Origin of the sequence: Paraburkholderia sp. GAS32 (assembly GCF_050434225.1) — a bacterium.
GTDB lineage: Bacteria > Pseudomonadota > Gammaproteobacteria > Burkholderiales > Burkholderiaceae > Paraburkholderia > Paraburkholderia madseniana.
Map to the genome: position 1 here is coordinate 1 of NZ_JBNPVS010000071.1, position 17808 is coordinate 17808.

The 17808-nt window shown below is 58.2% G+C and carries 14 protein-coding genes and 5 pseudogenes; 8 read left to right on the plus strand and 11 right to left on the minus strand.

Features of this window, described 5'->3' with window-relative positions; translation table 11 throughout:
• From P3T25_RS44975 to P3T25_RS44985, 3 genes and pseudogenes are all read right to left on the minus strand, one after another.
• Positions 1–374 (minus strand): annotated as a pseudogene (locus P3T25_RS44975) (hypothetical protein); the annotation flags it as partial.
• A 560-nt stretch (positions 375–934) separates the two neighbouring features.
• Positions 935–2287 carry a chloride channel protein gene (locus tag P3T25_RS44980; protein WP_429363908.1) on the minus strand — a complete coding sequence of 451 codons (1353 nt, stop codon included), beginning with the start codon at positions 2285–2287 and terminating at the stop codon, positions 935–937.
• A gap of 116 nt (positions 2288–2403) precedes the next feature.
• Complete coding sequence (locus tag P3T25_RS44985; RefSeq protein ID WP_266260930.1) at positions 2404–2823, minus strand: MarR family winged helix-turn-helix transcriptional regulator; 420 nt, start codon at positions 2821–2823, stop codon at positions 2404–2406.
• A gap of 590 nt (positions 2824–3413) precedes the next feature.
• Between P3T25_RS44985 and P3T25_RS44990 the strand changes: the two are divergent.
• A pseudogene (locus P3T25_RS44990) lies at positions 3414–4370 on the plus strand (hypothetical protein); the annotation flags it as partial.
• A 70-nt stretch (positions 4371–4440) separates the two neighbouring features.
• The gene (locus tag P3T25_RS44995; protein ID WP_429363950.1) at positions 4441–5076 is read left to right on the plus strand and encodes a hypothetical protein; all 636 of its coding nucleotides are present in this window, start codon (positions 4441–4443) and stop codon (positions 5074–5076) included.
• A 483-nt stretch (positions 5077–5559) separates the two neighbouring features.
• Here the strand turns inward: P3T25_RS44995 and P3T25_RS45000 are convergent, their stop codons facing one another.
• The 5 genes and pseudogenes from P3T25_RS45000 to P3T25_RS45020 form a co-directional block, all read right to left on the minus strand.
• Positions 5560–6912: a hypothetical protein gene (locus tag P3T25_RS45000; RefSeq protein WP_429363911.1), complete on the minus strand. Its 1353-nt coding sequence runs from the start codon at positions 6910–6912 to the stop codon at positions 5560–5562.
• A gap of 184 nt (positions 6913–7096) precedes the next feature.
• Positions 7097–7390: pseudogene (locus tag P3T25_RS45005) on the minus strand (DDE-type integrase/transposase/recombinase); the annotation flags it as partial.
• Positions 7391–7739: 349 nt separating this feature from the next.
• The gene (locus P3T25_RS45010) at positions 7740–7949 is read right to left on the minus strand and encodes a hypothetical protein (RefSeq protein WP_266260926.1); all 210 of its coding nucleotides are present in this window, start codon (positions 7947–7949) and stop codon (positions 7740–7742) included.
• A 34-nt stretch (positions 7950–7983) separates the two neighbouring features.
• A complete protein-coding gene (locus P3T25_RS45015) occupies positions 7984–8148 on the minus strand; it encodes a hypothetical protein (protein WP_169490123.1) in 165 nt (54 codons plus the stop codon).
• Between the two features lie 317 nt (positions 8149–8465).
• A pseudogene (locus tag P3T25_RS45020) lies at positions 8466–8717 on the minus strand (cytochrome c biogenesis protein DipZ); the annotation flags it as partial.
• Between P3T25_RS45020 and P3T25_RS45025 the strand changes: the two are divergent.
• The 3 genes and pseudogenes from P3T25_RS45025 to P3T25_RS45035 form a co-directional block, all read left to right on the plus strand.
• Positions 8703–9374, plus strand: a pseudogene (locus P3T25_RS45025) (ATP-binding cassette domain-containing protein); the annotation flags it as partial. The pseudogenes P3T25_RS45020 and P3T25_RS45025 sit on opposite strands and share 15 nt — an antisense overlap.
• Positions 9375–9584: 210 nt before the next feature.
• On the plus strand, positions 9585–10439 hold the full coding sequence (locus P3T25_RS45030) for a hypothetical protein (protein ID WP_429363952.1): 855 nt from the start codon (positions 9585–9587) through the stop codon (positions 10437–10439).
• Positions 10436–10765, plus strand: coding sequence for a hypothetical protein (locus tag P3T25_RS45035; protein ID WP_429363948.1), 330 nt, complete (start codon positions 10436–10438; stop codon positions 10763–10765). The genes P3T25_RS45030 and P3T25_RS45035 overlap by 4 nt, the downstream gene beginning before the upstream one ends.
• A gap of 629 nt (positions 10766–11394) precedes the next feature.
• Here the strand turns inward: P3T25_RS45035 and P3T25_RS45040 are convergent.
• Positions 11395–12636: a D-amino acid dehydrogenase gene (locus tag P3T25_RS45040; protein ID WP_429363913.1), complete on the minus strand. Its 1242-nt coding sequence runs from the start codon at positions 12634–12636 to the stop codon at positions 11395–11397.
• Between the two features lie 234 nt (positions 12637–12870).
• Between P3T25_RS45040 and P3T25_RS45045 the strand changes: the two genes are divergently transcribed.
• Both P3T25_RS45045 and P3T25_RS45050 read left to right on the plus strand, forming a co-directional pair.
• Positions 12871–13218, plus strand: a complete 348-nt coding sequence (locus P3T25_RS45045; RefSeq protein WP_429363915.1) for a RidA family protein — start codon at positions 12871–12873, stop codon at positions 13216–13218.
• An 87-nt stretch (positions 13219–13305) separates the two neighbouring features.
• Positions 13306–14094: a maleate cis-trans isomerase family protein gene (locus P3T25_RS45050; protein WP_171928201.1), complete on the plus strand. Its 789-nt coding sequence runs from the start codon at positions 13306–13308 to the stop codon at positions 14092–14094.
• Positions 14095–14357: 263 nt separating this feature from the next.
• Here P3T25_RS45050 and P3T25_RS45055 read toward each other — a convergent pair whose 3' ends face one another.
• Complete coding sequence (locus tag P3T25_RS45055; protein WP_429363918.1) at positions 14358–15128, minus strand: SDR family NAD(P)-dependent oxidoreductase; 771 nt, start codon at positions 15126–15128, stop codon at positions 14358–14360.
• A 615-nt stretch (positions 15129–15743) separates the two neighbouring features.
• On the opposite strand from P3T25_RS45055, the gene P3T25_RS45060 reads away from it, so the two are divergent.
• On the plus strand, positions 15744–16469 hold the full coding sequence (locus P3T25_RS45060) for a GntR family transcriptional regulator (RefSeq protein ID WP_408395051.1): 726 nt from the start codon (positions 15744–15746) through the stop codon (positions 16467–16469).
• Between the two features lie 126 nt (positions 16470–16595).
• Here the strand turns inward: P3T25_RS45060 and bktB are convergent, their stop codons facing one another.
• Entirely contained in the window at positions 16596–17777 is a 1182-nt protein-coding gene (gene bktB / locus P3T25_RS45065) for a beta-ketothiolase BktB (protein WP_429363920.1), read from the minus strand.
• Between the last annotated feature and the right edge of the window lie 31 nt (positions 17778–17808).

Here is a 17808-nt window from a genome sequence, read left to right on the forward strand (position 1 = left end):
TCGGCGAGGCTCGCCTGGCTCAGCCAGTCCGGCAGGCGGACCGATTGTTCGACGGCAAGCGGACCGAATGCATTCGTCTGGACCCGCATGGTGCCGATCGGGCCGCCGTCCAGCCGCGATTGCGCGAGCAGCACGACTGTGCCGGGCGCGCCATCCAACGCCTCGACGCCCATGGTCTCGGCGAATTCCGGCAAGTGGCGTCGATAGGCGGCGCGGCGCATCTCGACGGCCTTGTCGAGGTCAGCCAGGTTACTTACCACCTTTACCGTAAACGGCAACCTTTCCGTTTTCTTTACGGTGCTCTGATTAAAGCGTTCCCCGAGCGACGTATAACCCGTATTTTGCGTCAAAACAACTGAATCGATGCGGTCCATTTCAACCCCCGTAGGTGAATGAGAAAAAGTTTGTCGCTTTCGAAGCGGCAGAGCCGCTCCTAACGCGACAAACTAGATTCTCATGAACGCAAACGCGCTGATATGCATAGCCGGGAAAATTCGGAGAGCCGGGATTTGATGAGAGAGGTTTGGGAATCCGAAAAAGATTTGCGCCAGCGATCCCGAGTCGACTTTCTGACTGTGGCGGCGAGCGCAAAGGTGCGGTTGAGGGAAGATCGGATCGCTACTAGGCGGACCCTAGGCGCAACGCGAGTTTATGGCTCGGCGCACCCCGGTAACTGCAGCAGGCCCCGAACTTCCGGGTTCGGCCGATCACCCAGCAGCGAAGACGACGGAAAGAATGACCGTTGTACTTTGGAATTGGACTTTGGGATGAACCCGGGTCGGACCGCAGAAGCGGGTTGTCCCCACCTGGCGGATCAGTCTGAGATCGGAAATCAAGAATGCGGTATCGAATGACCGAAATGCACCGCACAGGTGACGTTTGTTACACGCTAAAGCAGTTGCGCATATTAGTCTGGAACAGCAGCCCCCCGGCATCATTCGCGATGCCGGTCATCCGCTGCGGCAAGTCCCGGTGCGTATCTTGGCCTGCGATAACGCTCCGACAACGCTTCGTACAATGCTGGTGCAAACAGCTTCGACACCTGGCTGGATATCAGCGCAGTCGCCATCAGCGCGATGACGAGCGCATGCCCGTTGATCATTTCAATGACAATCACGAACGCGGTGATTGGGCTCTGTGTCACGGCTGCCAGATAGCCGACCATGCCAAGGGCGATTAGCATCGGGAGCTGCATCTGGCCGAATATCAGGTGCAAAGCATTCCCGATTCCGGCACCGATTGCAAGTGATGGTGCAAACAGGCCACCCGGCGCCCCTGGCAGATATGATCCGACCATCGACGCCATCTTGAGCAGCGGATAAGCGGCACCGAGTTGCGCTCGTCCTTCCAGCATCGCACGCGCCTCGGCGTAGCCACTGCCGAACGTATGCCCACCAGACGAAACGCCGATCACGGCAACGATCAGGCCGCACGCGGCGCCGAAGACGACCGGCTGGCGACCGCGCCAGCTCGTAACTGATGAAGGCATCCAGAGACGGGTATTCAGCAGCAACCAACAAAATAGGCCACCTGCAGCACCCGACACCACTCCAATCAGCAGGACCGCCACGGCAAGCAGGTCCGGAAAATGGCCGCCTACGTCGATCGTCCCGAAGTAGGTGTAGTTACCCTGCAGTCCCAATGAAACGACGCCCGCGAAAATAATCGCGGTGATCAGTACGCGGCTCGTGCGCTGTTCGAAGCTGCGGGTCAATTCTTCGATGGCGAATACGACACCAGCAAGTGGTGCATTGAAGGCTGCAGACAAACCCGCCGCTGCTCCCGCGAGAGCAAGTCTGCGTTCTAGCTCGGTGCCGCGAATAGCTCGGAATCGCTGTGGGTAAAAACGCCGCAGGTTGAACATGAGGGCCGCGCCCACATGGATAGTCGGGCCCTCGCGGCCAATAGTGAATCCGCCCAGTATCGAAAGAAATGACACGGCTATCTTGCCTATCAGGATTCTGATGCTGAGAAGCCGCGGAGCAAGAATGCCGTCGTCGTGGAGTGTTGCGATAACTTGCGGAATGCCGCTGCCTTCAGCTCCCGGGAAATAGCGTCGGGTTAGCCAGACACTTGCCGCGCCAATAGCTGGAGTGACCGGCAACGGAAGCCACCAGTAGCGCGTCGCGTAGCGCAAGAAAGTGTTGTATCCAATATCGATCAACTGCGCGTAAAGAACGGCGAGGAGACCAGTCACAATAGCGCCCAGCCAGAACACACCAAAGTGCAGCCATAGCCTCCGGCCGCGCTGTAATCCACGTCTGTCGATAGATTTCGGAATATGCATGCGGCCGCCACCGGAAACGCGTCAGGATAGTAGATATGGCACAGTGTGCCATATCTAAATGTAGGCCGCGCATGACAATGTGGCTGACATCGGTCTGCGCAAAAACGATACGTCGGTTATTCAGTCGTTTTGCCAAACGCCCAGCCAAAAGACTCGATCTCCGGCTTGTGCAGCGCCGCCAATTCCAGCAGGCATCGGTCCCCCTTCACCGTGAGATGGACCTGCACCTGACGTCGGTCCACCTCGCCAGGTTTGCGAAACACAAGGTCGGCGGCTTCGCACCGTGACACCAAGGCAGCTGTGCCATTCGGTGCTGCCTGCAACCGTTCGGCCAGTTCGCCCACAGTTGCCCATGACCGGCCGGGGAAACCTCTGACCTGCAGCATGAGTTGATACTGCAAAGGCGTGACCCCCGCAGCATGAGTTACTTCCTCGGAAAAACGCAGGAAGCGCCGGAGCCTGTAACGGAATTCAGACATCGCTTCCAGATCTTCCTTGCTCGGTGCTTCAGGCAAACCACCTTTGCGCGAACTCATTCGATCTCCTGGTCCTTAAACGGGTTTGAAATATCGCGAGCGTCACCGGGCGCCGCATCAACAACAGAGGCATTCAGTCGGGGCGGCGACGCAACATGATTCGCTGCTCGTTTGGGATTTTAAATGAGCAAGGCGAAGACGTAAGTGAATCAGATAAAGCCTGAAAGGCTAATGGTCACGCCATCACAGATAACGAATGCTTGAGGGTGGGTGGCTGGCTGAATTGGGTTGAACTTAGGCAATCGTCGGCGGGTACAGTGCAGGGAGGAAGATCCGTTCAGATGAAATTTTTTCAAGGGTCCGCTCCCGAATTGACATGGGCGGTTCGCGGCAGTGCCGTGCGAATCCGCTCGCCGGCCGGAGCGTACTGCCGCGTCAAATCGATTGCAGCGGTAGTTGACAGTGGTTAACAAAGTCCACCCTGATGAAACTCCCACATTTGCCGATATAGCAAAAGAAAGAGATTAAGCCGTCGTTGCGACCGATGGCAGTCCGGGCGGAGGGGGGATGAGAAGGGACCATAACTACGATGTGAAAGCGTTTGCGGAGTGCGAACAGAATAAGTCCGGATGGAGCAGATCTAATCGCACGTGCGCCGTATCCAGAAACCAGAGATTTGTTGCGATTGCCCTGGTGAGTTCGCTCGCGGGCACTGTACCGTTGGCCCATGCGCAGTTCAACGATGGCGGTGGAGCGGCAACCGCAAACGGCGCCGTCGCGATCGGGGTGGCGCCACCGGCCAGCCGACCAACGCCAGCGCGATTGACTCGGTCGCGGTCGGGTCGGGTTCGCAGCCGAACAACGCCGAAGATACGGCTATTGGCCCCAACGCGGAAGCCGGTGCCTCCAGCTCGGACATTCGCAACACGGCGGTCGGCAGTCACGCGAAGGCTACCGGCGGACAGTCCACAGCGTTAGGTACCTTCAGCGCGGCGACGGGAAACTTCGGAATCGCGGGAGGTGAGGGCCGCGTCGCCTCCGGTCTGGGCAGCAGCGCGTACGGTTCTGGCAGTAGTGCAAACGGCACGCTCAGTACCGCCATCGGCGAGGGTTCCACCGCTTCGGGAAACGCCGCATATGCCGGCGGCAATTTTGCAACCGCTGCGGGAGCTTCGTCGATTGCGGCCGGCGTGAATTCCGCAGCGAACGGTGACGGGAGCATTGCGCAAGGTAGTGGCGCAGTAGCAGGTGTAGCGGGATCGGCGTCGACAGTGACCAACGATATTGCGATCGGCACGGGCGCGAGCGCGACCGCAGGCTCATCCATCGCGATCGGTGCGAGCGCGAGCACAAACTCCGCCGGGAGCGTCGCGCTCGGGACGCGGGTAGGGGCGAGCGGCACAAACTCCGTCGCCGCAGGCAGCGGCAGCTCGGCATCGGGAGCGAACAGTTCGGCTATTGGTGCCGGCGCGCAGGCGTCCGCCACGAACTCGGTCGCGTCCGACGCGAACTCCGTGTCTATCGGATCATCAGGAAACGAGCGCAGGTTGACCAACGTGGCGCCGGGCGTCAATGGCACGGATGGTGTCAACGTCAGTCAACTGAACGCCAGTATCGGCAAGGTCGTATCGCAGGCTTCCGCTTCGACGGCAACGGTCGCGGGATCGCACTCAACAGATGGGCTTCGAGATGCCCGATGTCGACGGCACAACCGAAGGCGCTCTGCGCGTGGAAATGAAAAACTCCTGGCTGACAGCTCAGCGCTCATACAACGGATCTCTGTATCTTCTGGTCGCCGGCGTATTGATGGCATTCGTCGGTCTCGGAGCCTTTATCGGTACGGTGCCCGACTTCGCTACGTTCATGAACGGCGAAACCCCTGCCTTGAAAGGACATTGGGAAGCCTATGCCATCGCGAGCATCCGGCCATTCGGGCTTCTTGTTTTCCTCGAAGCGATCGCCTGGTTTCTCCTGCGACAGTACCGGTCATCGACGGAGGATTTCAAGGCGTTTTATCGGGTCTATCTGAAGCGGTCAAACTATTTCGTTGCGCGTAAGGCGTACGCCGAAATGGAGACCACGGAAAAGTCGTTGCTGCTCGGCGCGGCGCTTCTATCTGAAGACCTCAGCGGGCGCCTCGCGGTAGGCCAGACCACCGAGGCCATCGAGGCCATGAAGGTGGATGACGCTAATCCTGTGTTTTCGATCCTCAGCGACGCGGTCGGTCGCATAAGGGGCAAAGAAAAGAGAGGTGAGACCGACAAAAAGCTCGCAGATGACTCGAAGACCAAGGACGAGAAGAAGTCGGATTGAAGTCCGCTCTCACGCACCATTTCCTTACCGATAAACGGATTGATCGCCCGCTCAAGACCGATGCGGTAGCTTGGTTCTGGCCGAGCCATTCGTACGTACCCGCGTCGCATCCGATACCCCCGCTGCGCATGCGACTGAGGAGGCGACCAGCGTCACAAGCATGAAAGCAGCTCTTTTTGTCATCGTCATCTTCATACTGCCTCGTCCTGTTTGAGCGGGCCACGATCTGAGCCCGTTTATGCTCCATGACAACAGGACGACATTCTGTGCGCTAGGACACTCGGATGCAGCTTCGCCTTATGCACATCGCCTCTCAAAGCACAACCCGCGTCGTCAATTGTGCGCTTACCAAGCAATCAAGGCTGCGATGAGAAGAGGCGGGTTTCTCTTCTCAACGACCGGGTACGTGGCGTCTGCTGAAAGGGCGCGCCGTTCCGCGGGCAGCCCCGCCGCCACGGAGTTCTGCTGAACTGTCGATTCAGGTCAGAGCGACACGATCTGTCGCAATAGTTCCAGCGCTTTCATTTCATCTAGCCGCCCAGTCCGTGCTTTCCCTGCGAGCGTCTTGATCAGCGCTTCTGCTATTGGTTCAATGCCTATCAGATCGTCCAGGCTCGTCACGGGAGCAGAACGGCGCGGCTCTGCAATGACCTCTGTGACGGAGGCCGGCGCAGGCCGCTGGTGAGAGGCGGACGGTGGGACATCGTTGTCAACAGTTTGCCGGATCGCCAGATCGGAGGTAGGCGGGCGTACTGGGTCGAGTTGCTCCACGATTGCCTTCGTCACGGCGGCATCGCTGGTGTGATTCGCCTCGGACGGTTGGGCGTGTCGATCGCTCGCGGTTTTCGCCTTTTTGCCCGCGGACTTTCTTGCCACCGCCGCTTCCGGCCTTATCGCAGCGGATAGCTCCTGTTGATCAGATGCAGGTCGACCCGACCGTGGATCAAGCAGAGCCGACACCGACTCAGGAATGTCCGTCATTGAACGCGGAATGTCCAGCCAGGCAGTTGGCAACCCGAGGCGTTCAGTGAAACGGCGGGCTTCGGCGTCGTCCATGCGCTTCTGCCCATACAGACGATTGTCCAGGTTGGAGGCGCTGATACTCATTACCGCGCTGAGTCGCACCTTCGATCCCTTACGGGAGGTGAGTACGTGCAGGTTGGCGCGACGAATGTTTTGCAGAGCCGCCACGTCGTTCAACGGCAAGGATTGCTGGGCCCCCGACTTCACGGACGCTTTAGCTTTCGCTGATGCCGGTTTCGACGAAGTAACCGTGGCAGTCCTTGCCCTTGTGGGCTTGCTCTTCGCGACGGCCTGTGGCGAGCCGCCATCGGTTCTCTTTGACATTTCTGGTTCCCTGGGCAAACGGTCAGTGGGGGTAGGGCGGTGGTTCGCTGGTATTGCAGGAGCCGGCTCCAATGCCTGCTCGTCCGCCGATTCCGGCTCAGCGTTAGCGCGAATAAAGTCAAGCGGCGCCTTCAAACGACTGATGGTCTCGGATGTGAGGGCAGGGTTGGGTTGATCGAAAAACCCATCGGGTAGCCCGAGCGTCGTTTCAATGTGGAAGGCCGTCTCGGGTGTGAATCTCTGGCCGTTTATTAATTCGGCCACGCGCGTCAGGTTGGAATCGAGTCCCAGTGCAATATTCTCTGCGCCCACCGCATCGACCAGCCATTTAAACGAACGCGTTTTGAAAATGGATGCCGTCTGGGATGGATCCCGGGCAGGTGGCGTTTTTACGTATGGCTTGTTCTGTCGATGAGAAGTCGATGGTTGGCGCGATTGACGCGGGCCCTTGTCTCGAGATCCCGGATATCGCCCATGTGGCTGATTCATAAAGTGGGGCTCTCCGCCGGTGAAATCACTATCAATGCGGGGATTATAAGCGAGGGGGTACTCACGCCGGGCTTGTCGTCAGCCAACGAGCCGTTCTGGTGACCCAAACGCTGACGGCGTTGCTCCTTTCGGTTGTGGTGCCAATAGAGAAAGCGATCGAGAAGCCGCCAGTTTGCGCGTCAACTCAACAAACTGGAAGCTTGGCTATGCAGACGACAGGCGCGGTAGTCTCTGTGAGCCGCACGTCGGCCAGACCGAGTTGGCCTCAGCGAATGCGATGCATCAGTTCGATCCCGGAGATCGTAACGGTGGAGTCCCTGAAGCGTTTGAAGCCGAGCATGACGTCCACCCGCGATTTGACGTTGCGATGATTCCGGTCGATCCGGTTTTTCAGGTACCTGGACGATTTCAGCGTTATCTCTTCAGGCAGAAGTCCTTCTACTTTCATCTCGCGCGCCGCACGATGGGACGCTGCGTAGGCGACGGCTACGGTGCTCCCTTAAGTGGACACACATTCGCTCGGGACGAGCAGCGGCGTGAGTGGAGGCCGACGCGATTGCAGATGGCGGACGCCGCTCACCGGCTAGCGGGCCTATCTGAAGGGAGGAATTCGAACGCCAGCGTTCTGCGTGGGAGACCGCCGCGTTGTGCCCCAACGGGCGTTCCACAGGGTAACCGTACACAGCCAGGTTCGCTGCTAGCCCATCTGTTCAGACGGGTCGAGACTAACGCGGACAGTCTGCTGCCCGAGATGGGTTAAGCCAACTTCAAAAATCGATACAGTTCAACGCTGCGATCGCGCAAAACCGTCGCCCCTTGTAAATCGTTCAATGAATCGAGTCCCGGGTGTTGAAGAGACTATGCGAGTCCATCCAGTCGTACGATTCGTTGCTGCGCGCCCACGCCCAGTTCCTTGCTGTCTCACGTTTCTTGCCGACCGCCTGTGCGACCTCGTCGGAGGGTGAACCTCCGTCGTACTTGTCGTTCGAGCGCTCAGCGCGGCCGATGTTTCTGGATTTCGATGAGTCGTAGTTCATTGCGGTTCCTGCTTGAGATTGTTGTCAACGCGTATCAATCTTGCTCCACCAGCTCATCGTGCATCGACGCGGCGAGAAGCTCGGCGAAGCGCTCAAGCGCCGCGACTGAGCCGTGCACTGTGCGGTACTCCTGACGTCCAATCTTCGCGTCAAGAACCACCGTCATTCCCGATTTCCGAGCCAGGTCAAGGATGTCCATCTGATGCTCCACAACGTTGAATCATGCGATTCTGTTAGCACTCTGATGCGCGTGAGCGGTTTGTCCACACAATCCATTCTAAGCACTATGCGCTGGGCATCAACGCAGCCGCGGTGAATTCACAGTTTTCAAAACGACAACAATAGAGACGGCGAGGTCCCATCTGCATTCCGAATACGATGAAATACAAATCGTCGGAAGATTGACCGCGAGGTTAATCCGCGATTGCGTCGGCCACACGGACCCGATTGCAGGCAACGCAGGTTCGATGCTGCGCCAGGTCGGCAGGCGGGCGGGCTCCGGATAAAAATGGCGATCTAGTCAAACGTGAATGCGTAGGCGCTCACACTTGGATCGAGAAATTCGACGGCGAGTGTCCGATCCCGTATCGGCCCCGTCTGACGCACCAACTGATACACACGCACACTATTCACGGTCCCGCTGCCGTCGGCTGCGATGTCGGCGCCATGCGATGCGCCCGGCGGCAGACCGTCGATCGTGACGCGCAGCTGGACAGGCTTGCCATCTGGAGCGGGCCCCAGCACCAGATGCAGGTCGCACGCAGCGAAACCGCGGGGCTCGCGCGGCGGCGGATGGCGAATCTGATGGTCGGGCGCGACGTGTCCGATATGTTCCCCGACAAGATCACCGTGCCTGCCGACGCGCCGATCGCGTTGAAGGTAGAAGGCCTCGCGGTACCGGACTGGGTGGAAGATCTGAGCTCCGAGGTGCGTGCCGGCGAAGTGCTGGGTTTTGCAGGCCTCGTCGGCGCGGGCCGTACCGAAGCGTTCGAAGCGATCATCGGCTTGCGAAAACGCACGGCGGGCCGCATCGAAATCGCCGGCCGCCGTGCCGATCTGAAGAGCCCACGCGACGCAATGCGCCACGGCCTCACGTATTTGGGCGAAGACCGCAAAGGCAAAGGCCTGCATGTGAATCTAAGCCGGAAGGACAAAGTCACGCTAATGACGCTCGAACGTCACGCCCATCCATTGCTCGATATGAAAGAGGGGCGCGCGGCGCTGACCAAAGCCGTGAGCGAGTTCGGCATTCGCACGGGCGATCTGTCGAGCCGCGCGCGCATGCTCCCCGGAGGTCAAATTCGCCTTAGTTTCGTTGCGCGGGCGCGTCGGCGGAAAGAGGCGAGAGATCGCTGTCCTCTGGCTCAAAAGACGCCAAATCCTCGGCTATTTCACGCTCGCGATGAGCGAGGATGTCGCGAATGAGGCTGTCAGGGTCTGCGACTTCATATTTCAGCCTTTGCCACTCTTCCTTGAGGATCAGCGTGGCATGCATCGACGCCTGATCAAACTCGCGCTTGATTTGGTCAAGTATGGGTCGGTTCCGACCGCTGAAGCCAGCGCAAGATGCAATGCCTTGAACGAGGCGCTGGCCATGAGGAGCTCTGGAGCAAATGCGTTACTTAGATACAATGAGTGACCGGCCAAATTTGGTTGAGTACCGTGCACCACGACGACCACTCCATAGCAGGTTTTGTTCTCGTGATCCTGGGGATGATGGTTGGGTTCTTCGCAGGAAGGCGAATACGAGAATACGGCATGATCGGCGTCGGCGGCATGATGGGTCTCGTTGCCTATCTGATCCTTGACGCGTGGGGCTGGCTTGTGCTGATTGGGGTGTGGGTCGCCCTGATCGCGGCACAATGGGCGATGGATGTTATCGAAGGACGTCGACAAGAACGGCTTCGCCGTCAATGCGGCAGTAAGCCAGATGACGTGTCCCAGCGCTGTCAGGCAACCGTTCCGGCCGTGCAGCCGCAAACCGCGAGCGGAAGCATGGTGGAAGTGGAAGTGCCGGACATCGCCTTCAAGGGCATGTCAGTCGTCGAAGTCCAGATGAAGGAAGGTGATACGGTCGAAGGGGTAATCGTCCTTTTCGTGCAATTTCTGGCGGTGGGCACGTGCAGAGCCGCTTGTAGCAAGGCTTTGCGGCGCCAGGGCTTTCGCGGAAACAGAGGATACACCGACTGTCGCATCGCAAGGCTGCCGGCCGGAAGATACCTGGCCAGAGTGGTTCTCTCACACCCAGAAAAATTTCTACAAAGTCGACTTCACTGCAGCAAACACGGACTACTACGATGCAGCGCTCGCCTCTTGACCTGCAACACTATCACTTCAACAAGCTTGAGATTCAAACGACCGGCGACGGTGGCCGCCCCCAGCCCAGCTCGGGAGTCGGACCGTATCCAAGCTTTGATGGCGTTGACTTTTCCGCTAACGTTCGGGTTTCGGCTCCTTCTGAGCAGTCTTCCCCTTTCAGGTTCGCACTGAAGCTTGGGCTGACGTGTAAGCCCAAGAAGGCGAAGACACCCTTCCCTTATTCGTTCGAAGTCGAAGCCGAAGGTTTCTTCGAGGCAACAGCCGAGGACGAGAAGAAAGCGCACAAGCTTGCAGTCATAAACGGCTCGGCGGTACTCTACGGAGCAATCAGGGAGCAGATGTTGACGCTTACGGGACGTTTCCCCCAAGGACCAATGATGCTCCCCACCGTCAATTTTCTGAACTTGTTCCCTGCCCAGGAACGCGCCACTGCCGCAGCAGCAGTGGCAGCATCGCAGACTCCAAAGAAGTCCCGAAAGAAGGCGACTGAAGCATAGTCGCGCGCGACCTGCAAACGAAGGTTCAGCGGGCGACTACGAAGACGTCCCGAACGGAAATAAGCAAAGGGCTCGAGCGCAATGCGCCGAGCCCTTCTCATTTCCGGCATCGGCCGTCGTCGCAGGCCGATAACTCGCCAAGTCAATCGGAGTGGGGAATATCCAATCCGTTTGCAGAGACGTACATGCGATTACGAACCCAGCTGGTGACGGCCAGCGCGTGGGCGCGGCGTACACAGGCTTGCCGACACAGCCATGAGCCATGAGCGAAACGCAGAATATTCTGACAGCGACCAGAGCAAAGTCGAATGACGTCTCGGAGCCCGCGCAGGCGCTGGCGACATGGGCGCTCGCTCCGGCTCAACTGGTCTCGCGGGGCTCTGTCTACTACTCGTTCTCGTTGCTCGTTGTTTTGCTTTGCCACTTGCACCAGTGGCTGCTCAACGTCGGTCGGTAGAGCTTGCCCACAGAGGTCAATCTGGCAGCAACGGTTGCTCGCCTTCTGCTTGGCCCGGACGACGAAGCCAAAGACGGCGAGATAGGTCGTACAGTGGCACTCCATCTATGTCCGGAGCAGTTGCTTCCCAGCGTTGAATTTGCGCTTGGAGCACCTGAGAGAATTCTGATTTTCATGGAGCCAGACCCTCCATGGGGATATCCGGCGTGCGCCCCGCAATGAGGTCCGCGGTAATTCGTGCGGAGCCGTGAGACATTGTCCAGCCGATGTGGCCATGACCTGTATTCAGGTAGAGGTTTCCGTACTTCCTCCGGCCGAAGAACGGTAGGTTGTTGGGAGTCATTGGACGCAGGCCAGCCCACATTTCAGCACGGTCGTAATTACCTCCATCGGGGTAGAGTTCTTGAGTGACCCGTTTCATGAACTCGAAGTCTGATGGCTTATGGGTGGTGTTATACCCTGCGAATTCGGCTGTAGCGGTGACTCGTATTCTGTCACCGAATCGCGAGATGGCGACCAGATTGTGTTCGTCGACGACCGCCACATTGGGTGGTTGTACATGACCTTCGATAGGGATTGTGAGCGAGTAGCCCTTTACCGGGTAGATAGGCAGATTGATTCCAATCTGCCGAGCCAGAATCGGGCTGTAGCTGCCAAGTGCGAGCACATACGCGTCTCCCGTCAGAACGCCTTTGTCGGTGCGTACTCCAGTAATCTGCCCGCTCGCTACTTCAAGCGCCTGGACGTTCGTACTGTTCAGAACAGTAGCGCCTCGCGAGACGATGATTTCTGCCAATGCCCGGGTGAACTTCGCTGGGTCGCCGGTTTCGTCTGTTGGACAGTAAATCGCGCCGACAATCTCTTCTTTCGCTGACGAGAGCGACGGGTCGAGCGATACAACCTCGTCTCGATTCAAGACCTTGATAAGCTGACCGTCCGACTCCAGAAGCTTCATCTGCGCGACGCCTCGGTCCAAGGCCTCTTGGCTTCTATGGAAGTAGATGATGCCCCGGTCGTTGCGGTCGTAGCTGACGGATTCCGCTTTGATGACGTCCTGAAGAACAGACTGTGAGTATGCGGCGAGTCGATGCTTGAGCAGCGTGCTGCGCCTTGCTTTCTCAGAGGTGCACTCCATCAGAAAGAGCCACGACCAGCCGTACAGCTTCGGGTCGGCCGAGAACTTGAAGCGAAGAGCTTGGTCTCTGAGTACCAGTGACTTGAGCAGAATCATCGGCGCCTTCGGCGACGACCAGACAAAGGAGTGCCCCGGCGCAACCATCCCCGCGTTTCCCCAGCTGGTTTCACCTGCGACTACGGGTTGCCTGTCAACGACCGTTACATCATGTCCATCTCTTTGAAGCTGATATGCGGTCGTAACTCCAACCACACCGCCGCCGAGCACAATAACCTTCATGACGCCCTCAATGTAAACGTGGAATGACTTCGTGCCGCAGCGGTTGTGACTGCGCAATGCAGCATTGGTCCGCCCTTTAAGTGTCGACACCAATGTATATTACGAACAAAAAATTAAAGCAATGAGAGGTATCGCTGCTCCCGCAAGCTAGCAGATTTGTCGATAAAAGTGTCGACAATTGTGTGTGGTATGGGCTAGCCTATAAGGACTTTCACATGACCGTACGGAGGGTTTATGCAAATCAAGCGCTATGAAAGTGGCAAGCGGATGAGTCAGGCAGTTGTTCATGCGGGGTTCGCGTTTCTTGCTGGGCAGGTTGCCGATGACCCGAGTCAGGACGCAAAGGGGCAGACCGCGCAGATTCTCGCGAAAATTGACCGACTCCTCGATCAGGTCGGCTCAGACAAAACGAAGATTTTGTCGGCAAGCATCTGGCTTGCCGATTACAAGACATTCAACGAGATGAATGAGGTGTGGGATGCCTGGGTTCCCGAGGGCGAAGCTCCCGCGCGGGCGTGCGTCGAATCGAAGCTCGCGTTCCCCCAGTACACCGTCGAAATCGGGGTTATCGCCGCAGTCTGACTTGCAGGTCACGGACGGCGCGCACCGCTGCGCAAACCCGAACTCGCTAGCAGGACAAGCTGACAACGTGAATGGGATAGGCCAAGAATGGAAACCCTCGAAGCTGCAGAGCGCTATGTGAAGCTCGATTTCACCCTTGATGATGGAATTTCTCATCGCGCCGCAATCGGTCTGGTCGTGCTGGCGACCGACCATACGATTGAATACGAGTGGCGCAAGCTGCTTGCTGTAGAAGGCGTCGGATTCTACGAAAGTCGCATTTTGAATTCGGCGGAAATCACACCCGAGACGCTCAGGGATATGGATGGGCTCATAGCGCCTGGTGTTGCAGTCATCCGTCCTGGCGAGCGACTTGATGTAGTCGCGTTTGGCTGTACATCCGCATCCATGGTGCTGGGTGAAGGCCATGTAATTGAGCGCATCAGAGAGGCTCGGCCGAACGCGGCATGCACCACCCCAATCACTGCTGCAAGGGTTGCGCTGAACTCCCTCGGAGCCAAACGAGTTGCGCTACTTACTCCTTACTTGCGCTCTATTACCGAATCGATGGGGGACTATCTGGTTGCTCGCGGCGTGAACATTGTGAGGATGGGGTCGTTTGAGCACTCCGATGACAACGAAGTCGCGCGAATCGATGCCCAGTCTGTTCGGGACGCGATTCTGGAGCTCGGGAGGCACGATGATGTGGATGCCGTCTTCGTTTCGTGCACGTCATTGCGGCTAGCCGACCAGGTTGCATCCATCGAGGCCGAACTGGGGAAACCCGTGACCTCCAGTAACCATGCGATGGCGTGGCATGCACTGCGATTGGGCGGCGTAAAGGATGAGCTGCCGCAATTCGGCCGATTGTTTACTGTACAAAATAACGAACAGTAGACCACCTCCGAATGGGTCGGACGCCACAGATGTTAATCACGTGACGCCTCGAATTTGAATCGTGGAATCACACCAACCCTTCCTCGTGCCGGACTCACTTTAGAAGGACAGTCGGGCGCCACACCTGAATGACCGGGTGTTCGCGCCCGTTTGCGTTGAGCCGCTATTTGGCGGATTGGTAACCTCAACTGGCAGCAGGTCTGCCCGGACGCCGGGTTAGCAGCAGGAGATGGCGCAGGCACCGCCGACCAGCGTCCCGGAAATCACGCTGCGTGATAGCCGCCGTCAACATAGAGAATCGCTCCCGTCGTATAGGACGATGCATTACTCGCCAGGTAGATGTACGCTCCCCCGAACTCCCGAATCTCACCACGACGGCCCATCGGCGTACGCGCCATGGCACGTTGTTGGTAGGGGGACGATGAGGTAGCGTCGACGCCGTCCATGAAGTTGTTGATGTATCCCGGGGCCACAGCGTTCACACGCACACCGCGAGTCGCCCATTCAGCCGCCATTGTTCGCACCAGTTGGTCGATGCCACCCTTCGACGCGGCGTATGGCGTGAGGCCCGGAATCCCGGAGCTTCCCGCGATGGACGAAGTGAGGATAATGCTGCCCTTACCGACGCGAAGCATCGCCTGAGCAGCCGCTTTAGCGCAGAAGTACGCGCCCTTCAGATTGACATCCAGAATCTGGTCCCATTCGTCGCTTTCGTAGTCTTCGGCAGCTTTGATTTTGTCGATACCGGCATTGCAGACCATCGTATCAATACGCCCGAACTTCTGGAGCGTCTGTTCGACGAGCGAAGCGCAAGATTTAGGGTCCGAGACGTCAGCTACAACAGTCATCACGGAAAGGCCGTTGCCTGCGAGTTCAGCCTCGGCCTTCGCGAGTTCCGCCGCATCGTACGAAGCGATAACGACATGGGCCCCGCGTTCTGCAAACATCCGCGCAAGTCCTTTGCCCAGTCCCCGGCTAGCGCCGCTGATGCAGACCACCTGGTCGCTGACTGAAAAGATGTCTTCTACGGTCATATCGTGTTCCTCTGTAAGCTTTCCCGGCAACCGTCCTGCGCTGGTAGGGGACCAATCGCTCCCACATCCATAAACAGCTATCGTATGTTAAACATAAAAGTGTCGACAATAGTGTACTATCGTAAGGCGCTCATGTCTAATGGGCGGGGGTTGCGGAGGCGCTACGGAGGCCTTTAACCGATACTCCCGGGACCTCACCGCAATGCCGAATCTCAGCGTCTGACCATGAGTGCTGCGTCATCGGTCGCTTAGCAATTTGGCTATGCAGATAATGCCGCTGCGAGCAAGTCTGGAAGGACCTGCCCACGGAGCTGAAAAACGAGACGAAGCAGTGGGGCACACCCCTTCATCACCGTCGTTGTTGAATCATCCGAAGGCATGTCGCCCCTCGACGGCAGCGATACGGAGTGTTATAGAATACATTGTTGCCGACACTTTCCAACCGCTACGGATGCGAAGCTTCGATGTCACTGGGCGCAAACAGGACGAATGCACGTGCCCGTTCAGCGGATACTTCGAGGCGCAGCGCGAATCCTCCGACAGGAAGCCGATAGAGAGTGGCAGGTCCTCAGAAATGAACGAAGGTTGCCGCTGGCACCGGAAAGGAAACAAATAATGGCAGGCTACTCATCTCTCATTCGGGAAACTAAACCGCGCGTTCGAGAGACAAGGGCGCCGAAGCGAGCGGGGCTCACCGTCAACGACCTGTATGAGCAACTTAAGGAGATGGCGGTCCTCTACACGATTCGGCCCGGTGAGAGAGTGAATGAGCTTGAGCTGGCCGAGAAGTTCGACGTCAGCCGCACGCCGCTTCGAGAAGCCCTCAATCGACTCGTTGCGGAAAACCTCCTGAACTTCGTTCCCAACCGGGGATTTTTCGTCCGTGAGCTGAACCGGCAGGATATCTTCGACCTTTTCGAACTTCGTCGGAGTATCGAAGCATCGGCTGTGCAACTCGCTGTCGAGCGTGCCGACCCGAAGGATGTACGCGCCCTGCGTAAGTTCTGGAAGGACGTCATGAAGAACAAGGCCGAGCAGGCGCCTGCAACCCAGTTGGTCGCGCGCGATGAGGAATTTCACGTACGGCTGGTCGCGCTTTCGGGCAACAACGAAATGGTTCGCTCGCTCTATGCCATCAACGCGCGCATTCATTTTGTGCGCTGGGTGGACCTTGAGCAGCGGGGCCATGACGCATTCGCAGAACATCTCGATATTCTCGATGCCATTGAAGCCCGCGACGCAAAGCGCTGTCGCGAATTGACGGAGACGCACATCACCTGGCGGATGGAAGAAATCGCCAAAGTCGTCGACGCAGGGGTCGTCAAGCTCTACTCGCAGTAACCCTGTCAGACGGGCGACTGTCTTTCTGCGTCTCTGCCGCCATAGAGCTAGCGGTGGCCGACGACACGTACCAATTCGGTGACAGAACGCCTCATAGGCGAGGGTTCCGTCACCGCGGAACGTCCTTCAAATGCGCTCGAAAATCGCAGCGATTCCCTGCCCGCCGCCGATACACATCGTAACCAACGCATAGCGCGCGCCGGCTCGGTGCAACTCGTGAACAGCCTTGGTCACCAGAATGGCTCCAGTCGCGCCAATAGGATGGCCGAGCGAGATTCCGGAGCCGTTCGGATTCAGTTTGGCCGGGTCAAAACGCAGCTCTTGCGCGACCGCACAAGCCTGTGCGGCAAAAGCTTCGTTCGCCTCTATCACGTCGATGTCGTCGAGAGACAGGCCTGCACGCTGCAATGCCACCTTAGCGGCAGGCACGGGGCCGATTCCCATATAGGCCGGGGCGACGCCCGCGTGTCCATAGGAAACCAATCTCGCCAGCGGAGTGTGCCCGTCCCGACTGGCTGCCTTTGCGGAGGCCAGCACGACCGCCGAAGCACCGTCGTTCAGGCTCGAAGCGTTGCCGGGTGTGACCGTCCCCTCTACGGAGAAAGCCGCCTTGAGTTTGCTGAGGTCTTCTCGCGTGATGTTCGGCCGTACGTGTTCGTCCGTCTCAAATGAGATTTGACCGATTTTGCTGCGCGCCGGGACAGGCACAATCTGTGATTTAAAACGTCCGGCCTCGATAGCCGCAGCAGCCCGACGATGCGACTCGAGCGCAAGTTCGTCCTGCTGCTCTCGGGAGATTCCGTACTTCACAGCCACGTTCTCGGCCGTCTGTCCCATATGGTACTTCTCGAAGGGGTCGGTGAGCGCCCCGACCATCATGTCAACCACCCTCGAGTCGCCCATCCGCTTGCCCCAGCGAGCTTCAAGCATCGAATAGGCAGCGCGGGACATGCTTTCGGCGCCTCCCGCGACAATGTAATCGCCGTCGCCAACCGCGAGCGCCTGGGAGCCCGAGATGACTGCTTGCAAACCCGAGCCGCAAAGCCGGTTCAGGGTTAAAGCTGTCGACGTTTCAGATAGCCCGGCTTCCATTCCCGCAACGCGGGCGAGATACATATCCGCTGGCTCGGTGTGAATGACGTTGCCGAATACAATCTGGTTTACGACCGCGGGGTCGACGGCAGCGCGAGACAGCGCTTCACGAACGACGAGTGCTCCCAGCGACGTGGGCGGAACGCTGGCCAGCGATTTCCCATAGTCACCAATTGCGGTACGAACAGCACTAAGAACGACTACTTCCTCAGACATACAACCTCCTGAGCGCTTAACGCGCTATATC

Bases quoted from the DNA above. Each gene is read 5' to 3' on its own strand.
- P3T25_RS45015 (WP_169490123.1), bottom strand. From the start codon at position 8,148: ATGGACATCCTTGACCTGGCTCGGAAATCGGGAATGACGGTGGTTCTT.
- P3T25_RS44980 (WP_429363908.1), bottom strand. From the start codon at position 2,287: ATGCATATTCCGAAATCTATCGACAGACGTGGATTACAGCGCGGCCGG.
- P3T25_RS45040 (WP_429363913.1), bottom strand. From the start codon at position 12,636: ATGAAGGTTATTGTGCTCGGCGGCGGTGTGGTTGGAGTTACGACCGCA.
- P3T25_RS45045 (WP_429363915.1), top strand. From the start codon at position 12,871: ATGCAAATCAAGCGCTATGAAAGTGGCAAGCGGATGAGTCAGGCAGTT.
- P3T25_RS45000 (WP_429363911.1), bottom strand. From the start codon at position 6,912: ATGAATCAGCCACATGGGCGATATCCGGGATCTCGAGACAAGGGCCCG.
- P3T25_RS44985 (WP_266260930.1), bottom strand. From the start codon at position 2,823: ATGAGTTCGCGCAAAGGTGGTTTGCCTGAAGCACCGAGCAAGGAAGAT.
- P3T25_RS45010 (WP_266260926.1), bottom strand. From the start codon at position 7,949: ATGAACTACGACTCATCGAAATCCAGAAACATCGGCCGCGCTGAGCGC.
- P3T25_RS45050 (WP_171928201.1), top strand. From the start codon at position 13,306: ATGGAAACCCTCGAAGCTGCAGAGCGCTATGTGAAGCTCGATTTCACC.
- P3T25_RS45055 (WP_429363918.1), bottom strand. From the start codon at position 15,128: ATGACCGTAGAAGACATCTTTTCAGTCAGCGACCAGGTGGTCTGCATC.
- P3T25_RS44995 (WP_429363950.1), top strand. From the start codon at position 4,441: ATGGGCTTCGAGATGCCCGATGTCGACGGCACAACCGAAGGCGCTCTG.
- P3T25_RS45060 (WP_408395051.1), top strand. From the start codon at position 15,744: ATGGCAGGCTACTCATCTCTCATTCGGGAAACTAAACCGCGCGTTCGA.
- bktB (WP_429363920.1), bottom strand. From the start codon at position 17,777: ATGTCTGAGGAAGTAGTCGTTCTTAGTGCTGTTCGTACCGCAATTGGT.